The sequence below is a fragment of the Streptomyces durocortorensis genome, assembly GCF_016901035.1.
Lineage (GTDB): Bacteria > Actinomycetota > Actinomycetes > Streptomycetales > Streptomycetaceae > Streptomyces > Streptomyces durocortorensis.
The window spans coordinates 12,277-30,229 of the sequence record NZ_JAFEUF010000076.1 but is presented as its reverse complement, the minus strand read 5'-3'; the positions used below and the strand labels follow the sequence as shown (position 1 = coordinate 30,229).

At 71.3% G+C, this 17,953-nt stretch carries 17 protein-coding genes; 7 read left to right on the top strand and 10 right to left on the bottom strand.

All coding sequences use genetic code 11. The features are described 5' to 3' along the window. Together JS521_RS16800 and JS521_RS16795 are read left to right on the top strand one after the other, a co-directional pair. Window positions 1–1,724, top strand: a 1,724-nt coding sequence (locus JS521_RS16800; protein WP_239487386.1) for a discoidin domain-containing protein, incomplete at its 5' end; no start/stop codon positions are given. 97 nt (window positions 1,725–1,821) lie between these two features. Next, window positions 1,822–2,589 (top strand): isocitrate lyase/PEP mutase family protein, encoded by a 768-nt coding sequence (locus JS521_RS16795; RefSeq protein WP_205083798.1) that lies wholly within the window; start codon window positions 1,822–1,824, stop codon window positions 2,587–2,589. Between the two features lie 121 nt (window positions 2,590–2,710). On the opposite strand, the gene JS521_RS16790 is transcribed toward JS521_RS16795, so the two are convergent. From JS521_RS16790 to JS521_RS16775, 4 genes are read right to left on the bottom strand one after another with little or no spacing between them, the layout of a single operon-like run. Further along, entirely contained in the window at window positions 2,711–4,069 is a 1,359-nt protein-coding gene (locus JS521_RS16790; protein ID WP_205083801.1) for a GH1 family beta-glucosidase, read from the bottom strand. A 20-nt stretch (window positions 4,070–4,089) separates the two neighbouring features. Beyond that, window positions 4,090–4,983: a carbohydrate ABC transporter permease gene (locus JS521_RS16785; protein WP_205083797.1), complete on the bottom strand. Its 894-nt coding sequence runs from the start codon at window positions 4,981–4,983 to the stop codon at window positions 4,090–4,092. Beyond that, window positions 4,976–5,989 carry a carbohydrate ABC transporter permease gene (locus JS521_RS16780; protein WP_205083796.1) on the bottom strand — a complete coding sequence of 338 codons (1,014 nt, stop codon included), beginning with the start codon at window positions 5,987–5,989 and terminating at the stop codon, window positions 4,976–4,978. Before JS521_RS16780 ends, JS521_RS16785 begins: the two co-directional genes overlap by 8 nt. Window positions 5,990–6,000: 11 nt before the next feature. Continuing rightward, a complete protein-coding gene (locus tag JS521_RS16775; RefSeq protein ID WP_205083795.1) occupies window positions 6,001–7,311 on the bottom strand; it encodes an ABC transporter substrate-binding protein in 1,311 nt (436 codons plus the stop codon). A 144-nt stretch (window positions 7,312–7,455) separates the two neighbouring features. On the opposite strand from JS521_RS16775, the gene JS521_RS16770 reads away from it, so the two are divergent. Then, on the top strand, window positions 7,456–8,790 hold the full coding sequence (locus tag JS521_RS16770) for an ROK family transcriptional regulator (RefSeq protein ID WP_205083794.1): 1,335 nt from the start codon (window positions 7,456–7,458) through the stop codon (window positions 8,788–8,790). A 22-nt stretch (window positions 8,791–8,812) separates the two neighbouring features. Here the strand turns inward: JS521_RS16770 and JS521_RS16765 are convergent, their stop codons facing one another. From JS521_RS16765 to JS521_RS16755, 3 genes are all read right to left on the bottom strand, one after another. Further along, window positions 8,813–9,289, bottom strand: a complete 477-nt coding sequence (locus JS521_RS16765; protein ID WP_239487385.1) for an NUDIX hydrolase — start codon at window positions 9,287–9,289, stop codon at window positions 8,813–8,815. 108 nt (window positions 9,290–9,397) lie between these two features. Further along, complete coding sequence (locus JS521_RS16760; protein WP_205083792.1) at window positions 9,398–10,486, bottom strand: LacI family DNA-binding transcriptional regulator; 1,089 nt, start codon at window positions 10,484–10,486, stop codon at window positions 9,398–9,400. Window positions 10,487–10,546: 60 nt separating this feature from the next. Then, window positions 10,547–11,299: an SDR family oxidoreductase gene (locus JS521_RS16755; RefSeq protein WP_205083791.1), complete on the bottom strand. Its 753-nt coding sequence runs from the start codon at window positions 11,297–11,299 to the stop codon at window positions 10,547–10,549. Window positions 11,300–11,380: 81 nt separating this feature from the next. Here JS521_RS16755 and JS521_RS16750 point away from each other — a divergent pair, with 81 nt between their 5' ends. Then, window positions 11,381–11,989: a TetR/AcrR family transcriptional regulator gene (locus JS521_RS16750; RefSeq protein WP_205083790.1), complete on the top strand. Its 609-nt coding sequence runs from the start codon at window positions 11,381–11,383 to the stop codon at window positions 11,987–11,989. A 152-nt stretch (window positions 11,990–12,141) separates the two neighbouring features. After that, window positions 12,142–13,482, top strand: coding sequence for a transglycosylase family protein (locus tag JS521_RS16745; RefSeq protein ID WP_205083789.1), 1,341 nt, complete (start codon window positions 12,142–12,144; stop codon window positions 13,480–13,482). Here JS521_RS16745 and JS521_RS16740 read toward each other — a convergent pair. Continuing rightward, complete coding sequence (locus JS521_RS16740; protein WP_205083788.1) at window positions 13,452–14,615, bottom strand: DMT family transporter; 1,164 nt, start codon at window positions 14,613–14,615, stop codon at window positions 13,452–13,454. The genes JS521_RS16745 and JS521_RS16740 overlap by 31 nt on opposite strands. 245 nt (window positions 14,616–14,860) lie before the next feature. Here JS521_RS16740 and JS521_RS16735 point away from each other — a divergent pair, with 245 nt between their 5' ends. Beyond that, entirely contained in the window at window positions 14,861–15,565 is a 705-nt protein-coding gene (locus tag JS521_RS16735; RefSeq protein ID WP_205083787.1) for a (2Fe-2S)-binding protein, read from the top strand. Window positions 15,566–15,584: 19 nt separating this feature from the next. Here the strand turns inward: JS521_RS16735 and JS521_RS16730 are convergent, their stop codons facing one another. Together JS521_RS16730 and JS521_RS16725 are read right to left on the bottom strand one after the other, a co-directional pair. Beyond that, on the bottom strand, window positions 15,585–15,947 hold the full coding sequence (locus JS521_RS16730; RefSeq protein WP_205083786.1) for an STAS domain-containing protein: 363 nt from the start codon (window positions 15,945–15,947) through the stop codon (window positions 15,585–15,587). Between the two features lie 227 nt (window positions 15,948–16,174). Continuing rightward, window positions 16,175–16,690, bottom strand: a complete 516-nt coding sequence (locus JS521_RS16725) for a MarR family winged helix-turn-helix transcriptional regulator (protein ID WP_205083785.1) — start codon at window positions 16,688–16,690, stop codon at window positions 16,175–16,177. 86 nt (window positions 16,691–16,776) lie between these two features. Here JS521_RS16725 and JS521_RS16720 point away from each other — a divergent pair, with 86 nt between their 5' ends. Further along, window positions 16,777–17,946 (top strand): PP2C family protein-serine/threonine phosphatase, encoded by a 1,170-nt coding sequence (locus JS521_RS16720; protein ID WP_205083784.1) that lies wholly within the window; start codon window positions 16,777–16,779, stop codon window positions 17,944–17,946. Window positions 17,947–17,953: the final 7 nt, after the last annotated feature.

Genomic DNA, 17,953 nt, shown 5'->3' with positions numbered 1-17,953 from the left:
GTACCACCGCACGTCTCGCCGTCGCCGGCCTCCTGGCCGCCGCGGCGGCCGCCCTCCCTGTGCCGACCGCCCAGGCCGCCGGAAGTGTGGTGAAGGTGACCGGCTCCCAGGGTGCCTGGCAGCTGACCGTGGACGGCGCCCCCTACACCGTGAAGGGCCTGACCTGGGGCCCGTCCGTCGCAGACGCCGGACAGTACATGCCCGACGTGAAGTCGATGGGCGTCAACACGATCCGTACCTGGGGCACCGACGCCACCACGAAGCCCCTGCTGGACAGCGCGGCCGCGAACGGCATCAAGGTGATCGCCGGGTTCTGGCTGCAACCGGGCGGCGGCCCCGGCAGCGGCGGCTGTGTGAACTACCTGACGGACACCGCGTACAAGAACGACATGCTCGCCGAGTTCCCGAAGTGGGTCGAGGCCTACAAGGACCATGAGGGCGTCCTCATGTGGAACGTCGGCAACGAGTCTGTGCTCGGACTCCAGAACTGCTACAGCGGCGAGGAGTTGGAGCGGCAGCGCGACGCGTACACCACGTTCGTCAACGAGGTCGCCAAAAAGATCCACGCGGTCGACCCGAACCACCCGGTCACCTCGACCGACGCATGGACCGGGGCCTGGCCGTACTACAAGAAGAACGCGCCCGACCTCGACCTGTACGCCGTCAACTCCTACGACGCCGTCTGCGACATCCGTGCCACCTGGGAGAGCGGCGGCTACGACAAGCCCTACATCGTCACCGAGGGCGGACCCGCCGGCGAGTGGGAGGTCCCGGACGACGCCAACGGCATCCCGGACGAACCCAGCGACGTGGCGAAGGCGGAGGGCTACCAGCGGGCCTGGGACTGCGTCGAGGGGCATCAAGGGGTGTCGCTCGGGGCCACGTTGTTCCACTACGGCACGGAGTACGACTTCGGCGGCGTCTGGTTCAACCTGCTTCCGGCGGGCCAGAAGCGGCTCTCGTACTACGCGGTCAAGGAGGCGTACGGAGGGGACACCTCCGGCGACAACACCCCGCCGGTCATCAGCGGCATGACCGTCGACAACGCCTCCGCCGTCGAGGCGGGCAAGCCGTTCACGCTGAAGGCGTCCGTCTCCGACCCCGACGGCGACGCGCTCACCCACCAGGTGCTGGTCAACTCCAAGTACATCGACGACAGCGGCCAGTTGACGGACGCCGACTTCATCGACCGGGGTGAAGGCACCTTCGAGGTCACCGCGCCGGACAGGCTCGGCGTCTGGAAGGTCTACCTGAAGTCGACCGACGGGAAGGGCAACGTCGGCATCGAGACGAAGTCCTTCACGGTGGTTCCGCCGAAGGTCGACGGAGTGAACCTGGCCTCCGGCAAGCCGGCAGAGGCCTCGTCCTACCAGCCGGACAGCGTCGGCTGCCCCTGCCCGGCGTCCAACGCCGTCGACGGCTCCTTCGACACCCGCTGGGCCAGTGAGTGGGCCGACCAGCAGTGGATCCAGGTCGACCTCGGCGCGACGACCTCCTTCGACCACGTCCAACTGGCCTGGGAGGCGGCCTACGCCAAGGGGTACACGGTCCAGACCTCGGACAACGGCCAGGACTGGAACACCGTCCACACCGAGACAGCGGGCAACGGCGGCATCGACGACATCCAGGTCACCGGCAACGCCCGTTACGTCCGCGTGAGCACCTCCGAGCGCGGCACCCCGTGGGGCTACTCGCTCTACGAGTTCGGCGTCTACCGGAGCTGATCCGGCAGGGCTCGCAAGGCTTCCGCGCCGGCCCATCCCCGCTGTCGGCGCGGGCTCGTCACGTGGTTCCCGGGCGATGCGGGGTAGCGTCCTCGTCATGGACTTTCGAACCACTGTCGAGCGCGCTGAGCGCCTCAAGCACCTGCACGCCGAACACAAGCCGCTCGTACTGCCCACCGTCTGGGACGTCTGGTCCGCGCGGACCGCGGCCACCGCGGGCTTCCCCGCGCTGACCATCGGCAGCCACCCGCTCGCCGACTCCCGCGGGGCCTCCGACCAGGAGGGCCAGACCTTCGAGGAGGTGCTCGCCGCCGTCAGGCCGATCATCGCGGCGGTCGACGTCCCCGTCTCCGTGGACCTGGAGTCCGGCTACGGCCAGAAGCCCGCGGACCTCGTCGCCGGTCTCATCGAGGCCGGCGGTGTCGGACTCAACATCGAGGACACCGTCCACTCGGAGGGCGGACGCGTGCGCAGCACGCAGGAGCACGCGAGCTACGTCGCGGGGCTGCGCGCGGCGGCCGACGACGCGGGCGTCCCGGTCTGGGTCAACGGGCGCACCGACCTCTTCGCGCACGCGGAGAACCCCTCCGCCGTCCTCGACGAGGTCATCGAGCGACTGCGGGCCCTGGAGCAGGCCGGCGCCGACAGCGTCTACCCGGTCAAGATTCAGGACGATGACGAGCTGCTCGCGGCGGTGACCGCGGCCGTCGCCGTCCCCGTGAACACCACGGCGCATCCGGTGAAGCATGACCTGGAGCGCTTCCGCCGCCTCGGAGTCGGCCGGATCACCTACGGCCCGCTGCTGCAACTCGCGCTGACGGACGCGATGAAGGACATGCTGAAGCCCTGGGCGCCGTCCTCCTAGAGGCCGCCCGGCGATGCGAGAAAGCCTCCGGCCGTGGCGAGCGATTCGCCGCGGCCGGAGGGCTGCCTGGAGAAGCAGGGGAGAAGAGTGGTCAGGCGGCCGCCAGGAGCGGGGAGCGAGGTCAGGCGGCGGGGCGGGCGCTTCGTGCCGCGTGCTCCCGGACCAGCTCCGCGTACCGGAGGCCGCTGCTCTTGACCGTACGGCGCTGGGTCGCGTAGTCCACGTGGACCAGGCCGAACCGCTTGTCGTAGCCGTACGCCCACTCGAAGTTGTCCAGCAGTGACCAGGCGAAGTACCCGGCCAGCGGGGCGCCCTTGCCGACCGCGCGGGCGCAGGCGGCGAGGTGCTCCTCCAGATAGCGGACGCGCTCCGGGTCGTGCACCGAACCGTCCGCCGCGACGACGTCCTCGTACGCCGAACCGTTCTCGGTGACGTAGATGCGCTGGACGCCGTACTCCTCGGTCAGCCGCAGCAACAGCTGCTCCAGGCCCTCCGCGTGGACCTCCCAGTCCATGTGCGTGAGCCGGGCGCCGGGGACGGAGACCTGCCGGGCGTGCGGTGCGGTCCCGTCGGGGTCGGCGGTGACGATCTGGCGGAAGTAGTAGTTGATCCCCAGCCAGTCCAGCGGTGCGGCGATCGTCTCCAGATCGCCTTCCCGGACCGGGAGTTCGACTCCGTACTCCTCCACCATGTCCTGCGGGTAGCCACGCCCCAGGATCGGGTCCAGCCACCAGCGGTTGATGTGACCGTCGGCGCGGCGGGCGGCGGCGAGATCGGCCTCGCTCACGCTCGCCGGCTCGATCGGGCTGAGGTTGTTGACGATGCCGACCCGGGCGCCCGAGGAGGCCGCCCGGATCGCCTGAACGGCGAGGCCGTGGCCCAGATGCAGGTGGTAGGAGGCGCGCACGGCGGCGGTCAGGTCGGTGAGACCCGGTGCCATCCGGCCCTCCAGGTGCCCGATCCAGGCCGAGCACAGCGGCTCGTTGAGCGTCGCCCAGTCCTTGACCCGGTCGCCCAGGCGCTCCACCACCTGGGAGGCGTACGCCGCGAAGTGCTCCGAGGTCTCCCGTACGGTCCAGCCGCCCCGGTCCTGGAGCACCTGCGGCAGGTCCCAGTGGTAGAGCGTGGCGAACGGGGTGACGCCCGCCTCCAGCAGGCCGTCCACGAGCCGGTCGTAGAAGTCGAGGCCCGCCTTGTTGACCGGCCCGTCGCCGCCGGGCACGACGCGCGGCCAGGCGACGGAGAAGCGGTAGGCGTCCGCGCCCAGTTGCTTGATCAGGCCGATGTCCTCGGGCACCCGGTGGTAGTGGTCGCAGGCGATGTCACCGGTGTCGCCGCCGTCGACCTTGCCCGGGGTGTGCGAGAACGTGTCCCAGATGGAGGGGGAGCGGCCGTCCTCGGCCACGGCTCCCTCGATCTGGTACGCGGCGGTGGCGACGCCCCAGGTGAAGTCGGCCGGGAGTGCGGTGAGGTCGGACACGTACTGCCTTTCTGTGGAGGTCACTTGACGGCTCCCGCGGTGAGCCCGGCGACCAGGTAGCGCTGGAGCAGCAGGAAGCCCACGACGATCGGGACGCTGACGACGAGGGACGCGGCCATGACCTGGTTCCAGTACACGTCGTTCTGCGTGGCGTAGCCCTGGAGGCCGACGGAGAGGGTCCGGGTGGCGTCGTTCGTCATGACGGAGGCGAAGAGCACCTCGCCCCAGGCCGTCATGAAGGAGTAGACGGACACCGCGACGATCCCCGGCACGGCCGCCGGCACGACCACCTGGAAGAGGGCGCGGACGGGACCGCAGCCGTCGACCAGGGCCGCTTCGTCGAGGTCGCGGGGGATGGAGTCGAAGTAGCCGATCAGCATCCAGATGGAGAACGGCAGCGAGAACGTCAGGTACGTGAGGATGAGCCCGCCGCGCGAGCCGTACAGCGCGACGCCGGTGCTGTTGCCGATGTTGACGAAGATGAGGAACAGCGGGAGCAGGAAGAGGATCCCCGGGAACATCTGCGTGGAGAGCACCGTGACGGTGAAGACCCGCTTCCCCCGGAACCGGTAGCGGCTCACTGCGTACGCCGAGAACACCGCGATGGTCACGGACAGCACCGTCGCCGAGCCCGCCACGATCAGCGAGTTGACGAAGTACTTGGCGAGCGGGACGGTCTCCCAGATGTCGAAGTACGGCTGGATCGTCAGCCTCGACGGGAGCCACTGGAACTTCCCCGACACGTCCTGGAGCGGCTTCAGCGAGCTGCTGACCATGACGTAGACCGGCAGCAGGACGAAGCCGGCGAGCAGCGTCAGGATGATGCGCCGGGTCCAGAGGAAGGACTGCGGCGCGGCCATCGGCGAGCGGGCCCGCGACCGGGCGGTGCGGGTCGGCCGCGTGAGGCTAGACATCGGAGCCCTTCCTTCCGCGCGAGGTGAGGAACAGATAGACGGCCGTCACGATCAGCAGGAAGAGCAGCAGCAGGACGGACATCGCCGACCCGGTGCCGAAGTTCCAGGTGACGAACGACGACTGGTAGATGTGGATCGAGATCAGGTCCGCGTTCTCCGGCGCCGATTTCCCGAACAGTACGAACGGCGTGTTGAAGTCGTTGAACGTCCACAGGAAGAGCACCAGGACCAGCACCTGGTTCACCGGGCGCAGCGAGGGCAGCGTGATCCGGCGGATCTGCTGCCAGATGCCCGCGCCGTCGATCGAGGCGGCCTCGTACAGTTCGCGCGGGATGTTCTGGAGCCCGGCCATCAGCATGAGGAAGGCGAACGGCCAGCCCTTCCACACCGAGACGATTATCAGGGTGTAGAGACTGTTGTCGCCGATCAGCCAGAACGACGGCTCGTCCGTGATGCCGAGCTGGTCGTGCAGGACGTGGTTGATCATCCCGTTGTCCCGCTGGAACATGAACGCCCAGGTGATGACGGCCGCGTAGACCGGCAGTGCGTACGGGACTAGGAAGATCGTCCGCAGGACGCCCCGGCCCCGGAAGCTCTCCTGGAGCAGGATCGCCGCCGCTGTGCCGAGCAGCCACGCCAGGCCGACGGAGAAGAACGTGAAGACGCAGGTGACGAAGAACGAGTGGAGCAGGGCCTCACCGATCGGGGCGTCGATGTCGACGGCGATCCTGTAGTTGTCGAAGCCCGACCAGGGCGCGGCGCCCCAGTTGTTGATGAAGAACTGCGTGAGCTGACGGAAACTCATCACGATCCCGATGACCATCGGGATGATGTGGATGAGGAGTTCCAGCAGGACGGCGGGCAGGAGCAGGAGATAGGGCAGTCCGCCTTGGCGGATCCGGTCGGGGATGCGCGGCAGTCTCCTGCGCGCACCCCCGGTGCCCCGGCTCGTACCCCTGCTGGTCGACTTGTCGACCTCGGGGTCCGTGGTGACGGTGGCGGTCATGGATCAGGGCCTCACTGCTGCATCGTCTGCTGGGCCTTTTCCAGGCGCTCCTTGACCGACGTCTCGGTCACGGGGCGTCCGGCCGCCGCGTCCGCCCACAGTTCCTTGACGGCCGTGCCCACGGCCGTCTCGAACTGCGACTCGTTGGGGACCTGGGGGAGCGGGGCGGCGCTGGTGGCGAGGGTGTCGCGCAGGACCTTGAGGTCAGGGGCCCCGAACGCGGCGTCGGCCTGGGCGGCCTTGACCGGCGGGATGGAGCCGTAGGTCTTGTTGAGCAGCTTCTGCTCGGCGTCGCTCGTCATGAACTTCACGAACTTCTTCGCGCCGTCGATGTTCTTGGTGTTCTTGAAGACGGCCATGTTGATGCCGGCCACCATGGAGTTGACCTGCTTGCCGGTGCCCGGGGCCCCCGAGGGGACCGGCACCGGGGCCGCGCCCCAGTCCTCCGGCTTCATGCCCTGGGCGGCGAAGGTGGAGGCGGCCGCCTGCCACAGCACCATCGCGGTCTTGCCCTTGGCGAAGTCGGTGAGGGACTGGTTCTGGGCGTACTCGGCGTTGCCCGGGGCGATGATCTTGTCCTTGGCCATGAAGTCGACGTACTGCTTCACCGCCGCGACCGCACCGTCCGAGGTGAACGTCGCCTTGCCGTCCGCGTCGAAGAAGTCGGCGCCGTGCTGCTGGCCCAGGACGAAGGTCTGGTGGATGTTGTTGGAGAGGTTGCCGCCCTCGGCGCCAAGCCCCCACTTGCCGTCCTTGGATATCCTCTTGCCGGTCTCGACCAGCTCGTCCCAGGTGGCCGGCGGCTTCTCGACGCCCGCCTCGGCGAACATCTTCTTGTTGTAGTAGAGGGCGTACGCCAGCGAGTACAGCGGCACGGCGGCGGGCGGTTCGCCCTCCTTGCCGGCCGAGGCGACCGCCGAGTCGACGAAGCGGCCCCGGCCGCCGATCGCCTCGAAGTTCTTGTCGTCCCACGGCAGGAGCGCGCCGGTCGCCTGGAGCGAGGCCGACCAGGTGTTGCCGATGTTCAGCACGTCCGGGCCCTGACCGGAGGTGGTGGCGGCGAGGATCCGGTTCAGCAGGTCGGCCCACGGCACGACCTCCAGCTTCACCTTGATCCCGGTCTCCTTCTCGAACTTCTTCAGCTCGGGAGTGAGGATCTTCTTGTCGGCCTCGATGCTGGGGCCCTGGTTGGACGCCCAGTAGGTGAGGATCTTCGGCGACTCGTTGCTGCCGCCCGACGTGGTCCCTCCACCGCAGCCGGTGGCGGCCACGGCGATGGAGAGGACGAGGGTGACGGCGCTTGCGGCTCTGAGATGACGCATGAGAGGTGGCCCCTTTCCGGGGGTGGCTGTGCGTTCGTGAACCGAACGGCCTCCATGACTTAATTTATGCCGTGATTTAAGAGGTGAGAGAAGGTCGCGTCAAGGCCTTGGGCCGGGGTATGTTCCTGGACGGGAAGGAGCACCATGGCCGAGCGCAACAGACGAACCGTGCGTGACCTGCGGCGGGGCAACCGGGCGCGGGTATTGCAACGGTTGTATTTCGACGGCCCGTTGAGCCGTCAGGAGCTCGGCCCTGTCACGGGCCTGAGTTCAGGCTCCATCAGCAACGTCGTCGCGGAGCTCTCCGCCGAGGGCCTGCTGGAGGAGGCCGGCGTCGTCGACTCGGACGGCGGTCGCCCCCGGACGCTGCTGCGCGTCGCTCCGGACGGCGGCCTCCTCGTCGGCATCGACATCGGCGAGACCCGGGTCCGCGTCGAGCTGTTCGACCTCTCCCTCACCGAACTGGCCCGCACCGAAAGGCTGTTGGCCCAGCACGGTTACGACGTCGAGCGCATCGTCGCCCATGTCCGCACCGGCGTCGCTGACGTGCTGCGCAACGCGGGCGCCGACCCGCGCCGACTGCTCGGCATCGGCATCGGGGTTCCCGGCATCATCGAGCGCGACGGCCCCGAAGGCCCCGACGGCACGCGCGGCGCGGTGGTGCACGGCCAGACGATCGGCTGGCGCGCGGTCCCCTTCGAGCAGTTGCTGCGCGAGGCGGTCGACGTGCCGCCCGAGGTGCCGCTGTTCATCGACAACGGGGCCAGGACGCTCGGCCAGGCCGAGATGTGGTTCGGCGGCGGCCGGGGCGCGGGCGCCGCCGCCATCGCCCTCATCGGCTCGGGTGTGGGCGCCTGCGTCGACCACGGCGACATCCTCGACGAGGACCGCATGAGCCTCGCCCTCGAATGGGGCCACACCACCGTCCAGCTGCGCGGCCGCCGGTGCCGCTGCGGCTCCATCGGCTGCCTGGAGGCGTACGCGGGCGCGGAAGCCCTGCGCGAGCGCTGGCGCGAGGCGGGCGGCCCGCTGCCCGAGGACGCCGACGACGAGACCGCGCTCGCCGCACTGCTAGCCGCCGCCTTTCCGGCGCGCCGGGGCGCCACCCCGGACCCGGTGGCGCTCTCGCTCCTCGACGAGACCGCCGAATGCCTGGGCGCGGCCCTCGCCGACCTGATCAACCTCTTCCTGCCCGAGCGCATCCTGATCGGCGGCTGGGCGGGCCTGCTCCTCGGCCCCCGCCTGCTGCCGGAGATCCGCCGGTACGCGAACGAGTACGCCCTGAGTCACGCGGCGGCCCGAACCACCATCGAGATGGGCCGCCTGGGCCCGGACGCGGTCACGGTGGGCGCGGCCACGCTCCCGCTCGCGGACTTCCTCACCCGGGGCGGCAGCCGTCCGGGGCCTGGCGGGTCGGGCACTCCACCGCGTACGGCCGTCGAGGCGGTACGGGAACGGCACCGGACCGCGATGAGCTGAGAGGGCGCGCCGCGGTCGGGGGTCAGCCCACCGCGCCGCCCGTCGCGCCCCAGCCCGGGTCCACCCGGCCCAGGTGCGCGTCCTGGGCGTCGGCGAGCGGGTACGCAAGGGGGAGCGGCGCGAACCGGCAGACGAACCGCATGCCCGCGTCGCCCCCGTCCCCGCGGACCCGGTGCTCCCACTCCGCAGGGCCGTCCGGCGGGGCGTCGAGCAGCAGATAGGTGGTCAGCCGGGGCCGCCCCGTCTCGGGATGCGGCCGCCCGTCCACCGCGATCCGGCGGACGACGCGGGCTCCCCTCAGCCCGGTCTCCTCGGCGACCTCGCGCAGGACGGCCCGCTCCGGATCCTCGCCGGGCGCGACACCACCCGCGGGCACCTGGGTGCCGGCATCGGGGAAGTCCAGATGGTCGAACACCAGCAGTGCAGGGGAGGGGTGACGCCGGATCACATAGGCGGCGACCCGGACGCGGGGCGGGGAAGAGGGCAAGGAAGACGCCATGAACGGCATTCTGGCGTACGTCGGTGAGCCCCGCCCAACAGGCCCCGGAGGGAACGTCGTCGCGCACGCCGGTGAGACCCGTCCAACAGTCCCTGAAGGGAACCCCGTTCAGGCCGACCCCCGCACCACCAGCTCCGGTTCGAAGATCACGGAGGTCACCGGCCCGTCCGGCCGGGCCAGCCGGTCCAACAGCAGGCGCGTCATCTCGGCGGCCATCCCCTCCACCGGCTGGCGGACCGTGGTCAGCGGCGGGCGGCAGGCCAGGGCCGCGCTGCTGTCGTCGAAGCCCACCACCGCCACGTCCCCCGGTACCGAGCGGCCGCGCTCCCGCAGGACGTGGCAGGCCCCCAGCGCCATCAGGTCGTTGGCGGCGAACACCCCGTCCAGGTCCGGATGTTCTGCCAGCAGCCGCTCCATCGCCGCCTCGCCGCTCTCCTGGGTGAACTGCCCCTCGACGGTGGGGACGTACGCGTGCCCGTGGCGCGCCATGGTGTCCCGGAACCCCGTCAGGCGCGCCTGCCCCGCCGGTACGTCCAGCGGGCCGCTGATCGTCGCTATCCGGCGGCAGCCCCGGCCGATCAGGTGCTCGGCCGCCAGCCGCGCGCCGTCCTGGTGCGCGAGATCGACATAGCTGACCGGGACCGGCCGCGCCGGGCGCGCGAACAGGACGGCCGCCAGGCCGGCTTCCGCGATCAGGGCGGGCAGCGGGTCCTCGGCGTGCGTCGAGACCACCAGGGCGCCGTCCGCGCGGCCCTGCCGCAGGTACGCCACCACGTCCTCGCGTGCCCGCGAGGACTCGGCGAACATCAGCACCGGGTGCATCCCGCGCGGCCGCAGGTAGTTGACCACCCCGGTCACCACCCGGCCGAAGAACGGGTCGGCGAACACCTGCGCGGTGAATGAACTCCCGCCCCCGGACGCCCCGGTGCCTTCGGCTTCCTCTGCCGCCTCCGGCTCGACGCCCGCGCCCGACACCACCAGCGCGACTGCGTCGGCCCGCCGGGTGACCAGGGACCTGGCCGCCCGGTTGGGGGTGTAGCCCGTCACGGAGACCGCCCGGCGCACCGCCTCCTGGATCACCGGGTCGACATTGCGCACCCCGTTGACGACCCGGGAAACGGTGGCGCGCGAGACGCCCGCCGCCCGGGCCACGTCCTCCAGGGTGGGCGCTCCGGCCGACCGCAGATCATCCGTCATGAGCGCCTTTATAGCATTGACGGAGAGCGCTCTCCACGGAACGGCCGCCCCCGTAGCCGGTCAGGCCAGCGAACCACCCGTCGCGTCGATCCAGTGCCCCGTGATCCACCGGCCGTCGTCCGAGGCGAGGAAGGCCACCACGTCGGCGATGTCGGCCGGGGTGCCGACCTTCCCCAGGGTGGACAGGGACGCCGCGGCCGCCCAGGTCTCGTCGCTTGCGCGCAGCCTGTCGGAGGTGGAGTCGGTGTCCACGAGCCCGGGGGCCACCGCGTTGACGGTGATGCCCCGGCTGCCCAGCACCTTGGACAGATACCGCGTGAACACGTCCAGCGCGCCCTTGGTCATGGCGTAGGCGATCAGGTCCGGCATCATCGCCGCGTGGCTGAGACCCGTCGAGATGTTGATGACGCGTCCGCCGTCCCGCAGCCGGTCGAGCCCCAGCTGTGTGAGGAAGAACGGCGCCTTCGTGTTGACGTCGAACAGCCGGTCGTACTCCTCCTCCTCGATCTGCGCGAAGTTCCGCGACGCGCCTATCCCGGCGTTGTTGACGAGGATGTCCACGCCGTCCGCGTGCTCGTCGAAGGCGGCCCAGAGTGCGGCGGCGGATCCCGGAGCCGCCAGCTCCGCGCCCACCGGGAACGCCCTGCCGCCCGCCTCCTCGATCGCGGCCACGGTCTTCAGGGCCGCCGCTTCGTCCCTGCCGTAATGCACGCCGACGACCGCTCCGTCCCGGCCCAGCCGCTCGGCGATCCCGCGCCCGATGCCCCTGCTGCCGCCGGTGACCAGTGCCGTCTTTCCCGTGAGCGAGCCCATGGCTCCGCCCTCCCTTTTGATTAGCGGTCGCTACAGAAAGGACCGTAACACGTTCTCTAGTGGTCGCTATAGAATTGCCGCATGGCGACGAAACAGCGCGGCAGGCCACGGTCCTTCGACCGGGAGGACGCTCTCCGGAAGGCGACCCTGACCTTCTGGGAGCGGGGGTACGAGGCGACCTCGATCGCGGACCTGACGCGGGTGATGGGCATCGCCGCGCCGAGCCTGTACGCCGCGTTCGGCGACAAGCGGACGCTGTTCGGGGAGGTCGTCGATACGTACGCGACCCTCTTCGGCGGTTTCGGCGACCGGGCCCTGGCCGAGGAGCCGACCGCCCGTCGCGGGTTCGCGCGGATGCTGCGCGAAGCGGCGGCGGAGTACACGGCGGCCGGCCGGCCGCACGGCTGCATGGTGCTCAGCGCCGCCGAGAACTGCTCCTCGCACGAGGTGGTGGCAGTGCTGCGCGGCCATCGCCTGCGGAACGTGACGGACTTCCAGCGGCGGATCCAGGCGGACATCGACGCGGGCGTGCTCCCCGCCCACGCCGACGCGGCGGCGCTCGCACGCTATACGGCGGCCGTCATCCAGGGCATGTCCCAGCAGGCCCGCGACGGCGCGAGCCGTGCGGAGCTGGAGGTGCTCGCGGAGGTCGCCCTGCGGGCCTGGCCGGAGGAGTCCCCTGGGGCCTGAACGCGGCCGGGCGAGAGGGAAGTTCAGGGCGGCGGTATTCGGCCACTGACTGCCCGGGAGCGGCCGAGTATCACGTTTTGCTTGTGATCAGTCACTGTGCGGACCTACGTTGCCCCTTGCGAGATGTACCGAAGCCAGTGGGGGAGCCACGTATGGCCGCGACCGGACGGCACCGCAGATATCAGCCCAGCCGCATCAACCGTGCCTCGCTCACGGTGACGGCGGGCGGCGCGGGCATCGCGCTCCCGCTCATCACCGCGGCCTCGGCGGGAGCCGCCTCGGGTGAGGTCTGGGAGAAGGTCGCCGCCTGTGAGTCCAGCGGCAATTGGGCCGTCAACACGGGCAACGGCTATTACGGCGGGCTGCAGTTCAGCGGATCCACCTGGGCGGCCTTCGGCGGCACGCAGTACGCGCCGCGCGCCGACCTCGCCACCCGGGACCAGCAGATCGCCATCGCCGAGAAGGTGCTCGACGGCCAGGGCCCCGGTGCCTGGCCCACCTGTTCCGTACGGGCGGGGCTCACCCGGGGCGGCGACGCGCCCGAGATCACGCCGGGGCCGGGGACCGACGCGCAGAGCGCGGGGAACCGGCCGGTCCAGGCGTCCGCGCCGCAGAGCGCGCCGCCCAAGCGGCCGCAGACGCGTCCCGCCGCGGCGACGCCCACCCATGTGCCGGGCAAGCGCGAGGCGTACACCGTTTCGAGCGGCGACTCCCTCTCGGGGATCGCGTCCGCCCAGCGGGTGCGCGGCGGCTGGCAGGGTCTCTACGCGGCCAACCGCACCGTCGTCGGGGACGACCCGAACCTGATCTTCCCCGGACAGCGGCTGAGCCTCGACGGGAGCCGGGCGCCGAAGGCGGGGGACGGGACGAGCTCCGGGAAGGCCGCCCCGAAGCCTTCGACGGCCGCGCCCGGGGCGGACAAGGCGGACCAGCGCAAGGCCGAACCCAAGAAGGCCGCCCCGAAGCAGCAGGCACCCAAGAAGGAAGCGCCCAAGGAGCGGGCACCCGAAAAGAAGGCGCCGAAGGAGGAAGCTCCGAAGCAGGCGCCTCCCAAGAAGGAGCAGCCCGCTCCGGAGCGGGCCGTGAAGCACTCCGGCTTCAGCTCCCCGGTCGCCGCCGGCACCGGCACCCCCTACCGGCAGGCCGGCTCCTGGTCCAGCGGCTACCACACCGGGGTGGACTTCCCCGTCCCCACCGGTACGTCGGTGAAGTCGGTGGCCCCGGGACGCGTTGTCTCGGCCGGCTGGGCCGGAGCGTACGGCTACGAGGTCGTCATCCGGCACAACGACGGCAAGTACAGCCAGTACGCCCACCTCTCCGCGCTCCACGTGCGCGCGGGACAGTCGGTCTCCGGCGGGCAGCGCATCGCCCGCTCCGGCTCCACCGGCAACAGCACCGGGCCGCACCTGCACTTCGAGATCCGTACGGGCCCCGGCTACGGCTCGGACGTCGATCCGCTCGCCTACCTGCGGGCCGGCGGCGTCAGGGTCTGAACCGTCCGCTCGGAGCGGGAGCGCCGCAGAGTGGCTCCGCCGCGCCGCCGCTGCTCCGCGAGCGGGCCCGGCGTGCCGAACTCCACCTGCGGCACGGCGCGCCCCGGCACCAGGGGCGACGACGTGGGCTCCACGGGCCGCTGTCCCGACGCGGGTTCCGGCACGGCGGGCGATGCCGCGGGGCGCCCGTCCGCACGCCCCTCCGCGCCGCCGTCCGCGTCCTGCGTGCCCGAGCCGTCGGCCGGGGCCGCGCGCCGGGTGTCGGGGCCGGTCGGCTCCTGGGCCGTTCCTGCCTCCTCGGCGTGCTCCCTGTTGAGCCGCTCCCGCGTCAGCATGATCAGGCCGGCGGCGGCCAATGCCCCGCAGGAGAGGGCCAGGGCGGTGCCCGGGACGCCGAGCCGGAAGTGCTCGCCGAACAGGGTCAGGCCGATCGCGGCGGCCACCACCGGGTTGACCACCGTCACCGTCGCGAGCGGAGCCGTGAGCCCCGCGCCCCGGTAGGCGGCCTGGGACAGGAACAGGCCGGCCGCCGCCAGCCCGGCGATCACCAGCAGCGGCAGCGCGCCCGAGCGCAGCGAACCCGACGTCAACTCCACGGCCACGGTCTTGGTGAACACCGAGGCCATGCCGAACGCCGCGCCCGCGCCGGTGGCCAGGACGATGCTGCGCAGGACCGGCCGGCGCAGCGCCCGGGAGAGCACGACGAGCGCGGCCACGGCCCCGAACGTCACCGAGGCCAGCAGCGCCTGCTCGGGACCGTTCAGCGTGTGCGGCTCGGCGTTCCCCGTGAGCGCCAGCAGCCCGCCGAGCCCGGCCGTCGCCATCAGCGCCCCGCGCCACGCCGTCGCTCCCGCCCGCCGCCCGACGAACAGGGCCGCCATCGGCAGGGCGAAGACGATCGTCAGCGCTCCGAGCGGCTGGACCAGGCTGAGCGGACCGTAGGCGAGCGCCACCACGTGCAGCACCGCACCGATCCCGTTGAGGACGACGGCGACCCACCACACGCCGTTGCGCAGCAGTGCGTGCCAGGAGTTGTCACCGGTCGCGGCCACGCGCTCCTGGATGATCGCCCCGCCCGCGTAGGCGACCGCGGAGATCAGTGACAGCAGCACGGACAACGCAAGGGAGCTCATGTACACCACGATGTCCCGTCCGGGGCCCCACGTCGTCGTCCTTGAGTCTGCACTTCGGCCTACTGCCCCAGTAGTACGCCTGTCGGACCGACGTCCTCCTCTCGACGGTAGTCCTGCCGCCCCCCGTCGTCAGAAGTTGTCGCCCGGCGGATACGGTGAGCCGCGAGGACGGCACAGCCGGTGTCCGTACGGCCGGTCACGGGAGCGGGACCGCGGACGGACCGGGAAGCGAGGGGGAGCAGGCCATGGACCTGGTGCTACTGGCGTCGGTCGGGGGATTCTTCGCGCTGCGGACGACCCCGGTGCCGGGCGGCGGGCACCGGCCGCTGGAACGGTTGTACGCGGGGGAGAACGGTCCCCTCGCCGCGCGTGTCGACCGGGTCGCGGCGCGCCTCGCGGCCCCCGAGCGCAGGGTCGCCGCCTCCATCGCCCATCTCGGTCTCGCCGCGCGGCTCTGGTCCCTCGCCCTGGGCCCGGCCGCGCTGTTCGGGCGGATGCCCGCCCTCACACCCGGCGCCCTGCACTGGGATCCGTCGGCCACCTCGCCGGACGACCTGTGGCTCGCGGGGACGGCGGAGCTTCCCGGCACGGCGGCCCGGATCCGTGAGGAGGTCCAGTACGGGCATCTGGCCCCGCTGTCCGAGGCGTTCCGGCGTGACGGGAACATCTCGCCGCAACTGCTGCGGGGCAACGCGGGCTCCGCGCTCGCCGGGGCGGTGCGCGAACTCGTCGCGTTCGCGCGTGCCCAGGACCGGCCGGACGTGGCCGCACGGGCCCGTGCGCTGGCGGCCGAGCTCTTCGACGACGAGGCGCTGCGCGACACCGGATCCCCGCACGGCCCGGCCTTCCGGCGGCGCAGCTGCTGCCTGTACTGGCGCTGTCCCGGCGGCGGGCTGTGCGGCGACTGCGTGTTCGACCGGGCGCCCGGCTCCGCCCGGGCGGAGCCGTAACGTCAGGAAGGCCGCAACGTCAGGAAGGCAGTACGGCGTCGATGGCGTCGTCCACGGACGGCAGGACTGGCAGCGCGCTGTCGAGGCCGATCATGTCGATCAGGCGGCGCATGAACGGGGACGGGGCGGCCAGCCGCAGCCGGCCGCCGAGCGCGGTGTGGCCCTGAAGGAGCACGTTCACCGTCGTCGAGTCCGCGAAGCCGACCCCGGAGAGGTCCACGACGACCGGGCCCGAGCCGTCGTCGGCCGCCGAGGTCAGCGCGAGGCTCAACGGTGCGACGCTGTCGATATCGAGGTCACCCGACACGGTGAGGACCGATGCGTCCCGCTCCTGTCGGGTGGTGATTCTGACGGCTCTGTCTTCGTTGGGCGATGAAAGCACGGAAGGCACACCTCGGGCGGGTCGGAAGAAAGCGGAGAGCCGTGTCGCCGGACCCGGGTCGGCGTCGTTCCGTCCCTGGTCGCGGCGGGGGTACGGGGCTAACGATAGAAGTAACAGTTGCCATTTGACAACATTCTCCATCGGGTAACAATCTGGTCCCCGACGGTTGCTCGTCCGGCTGCCGACGGCGGGTAGCCGATGGATGCGGAAGCAGGGGCTGGATGAAGCTAGGCGCTGTCCGCGACATCATCGCGGAGTCGGGAGGCTGCCGTCTCCCTTTGCAGGGAAAGGCGCTCCGAAGCCGCGGCGTGGAAGGCCGCGAGGCCGTCCGTGAGCGCGGCGAGGGCGGCGGGATCCATTCGCTCCAGCACGGCGTTCAGTTCGGCGGCGCGCAGAGCCCGGTATTCTTCGAGGAGGGTGCGGCCGCGCAGACTCAGCCGCAGTTCCACTTCGCGCCGACTGGTCGGGCTGGGCGCCCGCAGGACGAGCCCCATCGCCTCCATCCGGTCGCAGAGGCGACTGACGGAGGGGGCACGGGATCCCAGGGCCTCGCCCAGCGCTCGCAGATTGGTGCCTTCCTGCTTCTCGATCACCAGCAGGGCACGGAGCTGGGAGGGCGATACGGTTCCGGAAGCGGCGGATTCCTGGCCCCGGCCCCACAACACCTCCAGCAGCCCCGAGGCGGCGACGGCGTAGGTGGACGCCTGTTCGCTACTGCTCGGGCGGAATCCTCGGTGGGGCATTCACCCACTGTGTCACCCGCCGGCCCCGCTTGTCAGCCCGGGTCCGGCCCCTACCACGTCGCAGGACGAAGAATGCGCGAGAGACCGTGAACAGACGAACGGACATCGAGGCCGCCGTACGGGCCGCAGCGCCGCACGCCCTGCTGGCCACCCTGCGCGCCAAGCTCAGCAGCGCCTACGGGGCCCTCGCGGTCGAGCTGTACCTCGCCGACTACGGTCTGCGGGTCCTGATATCCCTGGACGGGCCCGAGGGCGAGAGCGAGCCGCTGTCCTTGCACAACAGCCCCGAGGGCCGGGCGTTCGGCAGCCAGGAGCCCCGCGAACAGCAGGTCCGGCACGACGACGCGGTCGATCACCACCTGCCCGTGACCGTCCGGGGCGAACGGCTCGGCATCCTCACCGTCCGGCTGCCCCAGGCCCTGTCCACCCCGGAGCTGGTCGGCGAGCTGACCCACGTCGCGGACCTGCTGGGACACGAGATCCTGGTCGCCGAGCGGGACACCGACGTGTACCAGCGCGCCCGCCGCACCAGCCGCCTCACCCTCGCCGCCGAGATGCAGTGGCAGCTGCTGCCCGCCCGCGCCTGCACCGCCGCCGAATTCGCCATCGGCGCCCAGCTGGAGCCCGCGTACGCCATACACGGCGACAACTTCGACTGGGCCGCCGACGGTGACGAGCTGACGCTCGCGGTGACCAACGGCATGGGGGAGGGCATACAGGCCTCCCTCCTCACCAACCTCGCCGTCAACGCCCTGCGCAACGCCCGCCGGGCCGGCATCGGCATCGCGGACCAGGCGGCCCTCGCCGACCAGGCTCTCTACGACCAGCACCGCGGCGCCTCCCACGTCTCGACCCTGCTGCTCCACTTCGAGTTGGCGACCGGCCGGGTCGGCGTGGTCGACGCGGGATCGCCCCAGCTGTGGATGCAGCGCGGCCGTACGGTTCGCCGCGTGGAGCTGGAGGCGCAGCTGCCGCTCGGCATGTTCGAGGAGTCGCAGTACACGGTCCAGGAGTTCCACGTGGAGCCCGGCGACCGGCTGCTGCTGTTCAGCGACGGCGTCTACGACGCGGTGTCCCCGCTCGGCGAGGTGTACGGCGAACGCCTGCTGGCCCGCGCCATCCAGTCGACGCGGCTCCTGCCGGCCGCCACCGTCCCGCGCGCGATGCTCGGGGAGCTGGCGGAGCACCGGGGCACGGAGACGCCCGACGACGCGCTGGTGCTGTGCCTGGACTGGTTCGGCCGGCAGGACGGCTGACGACCGG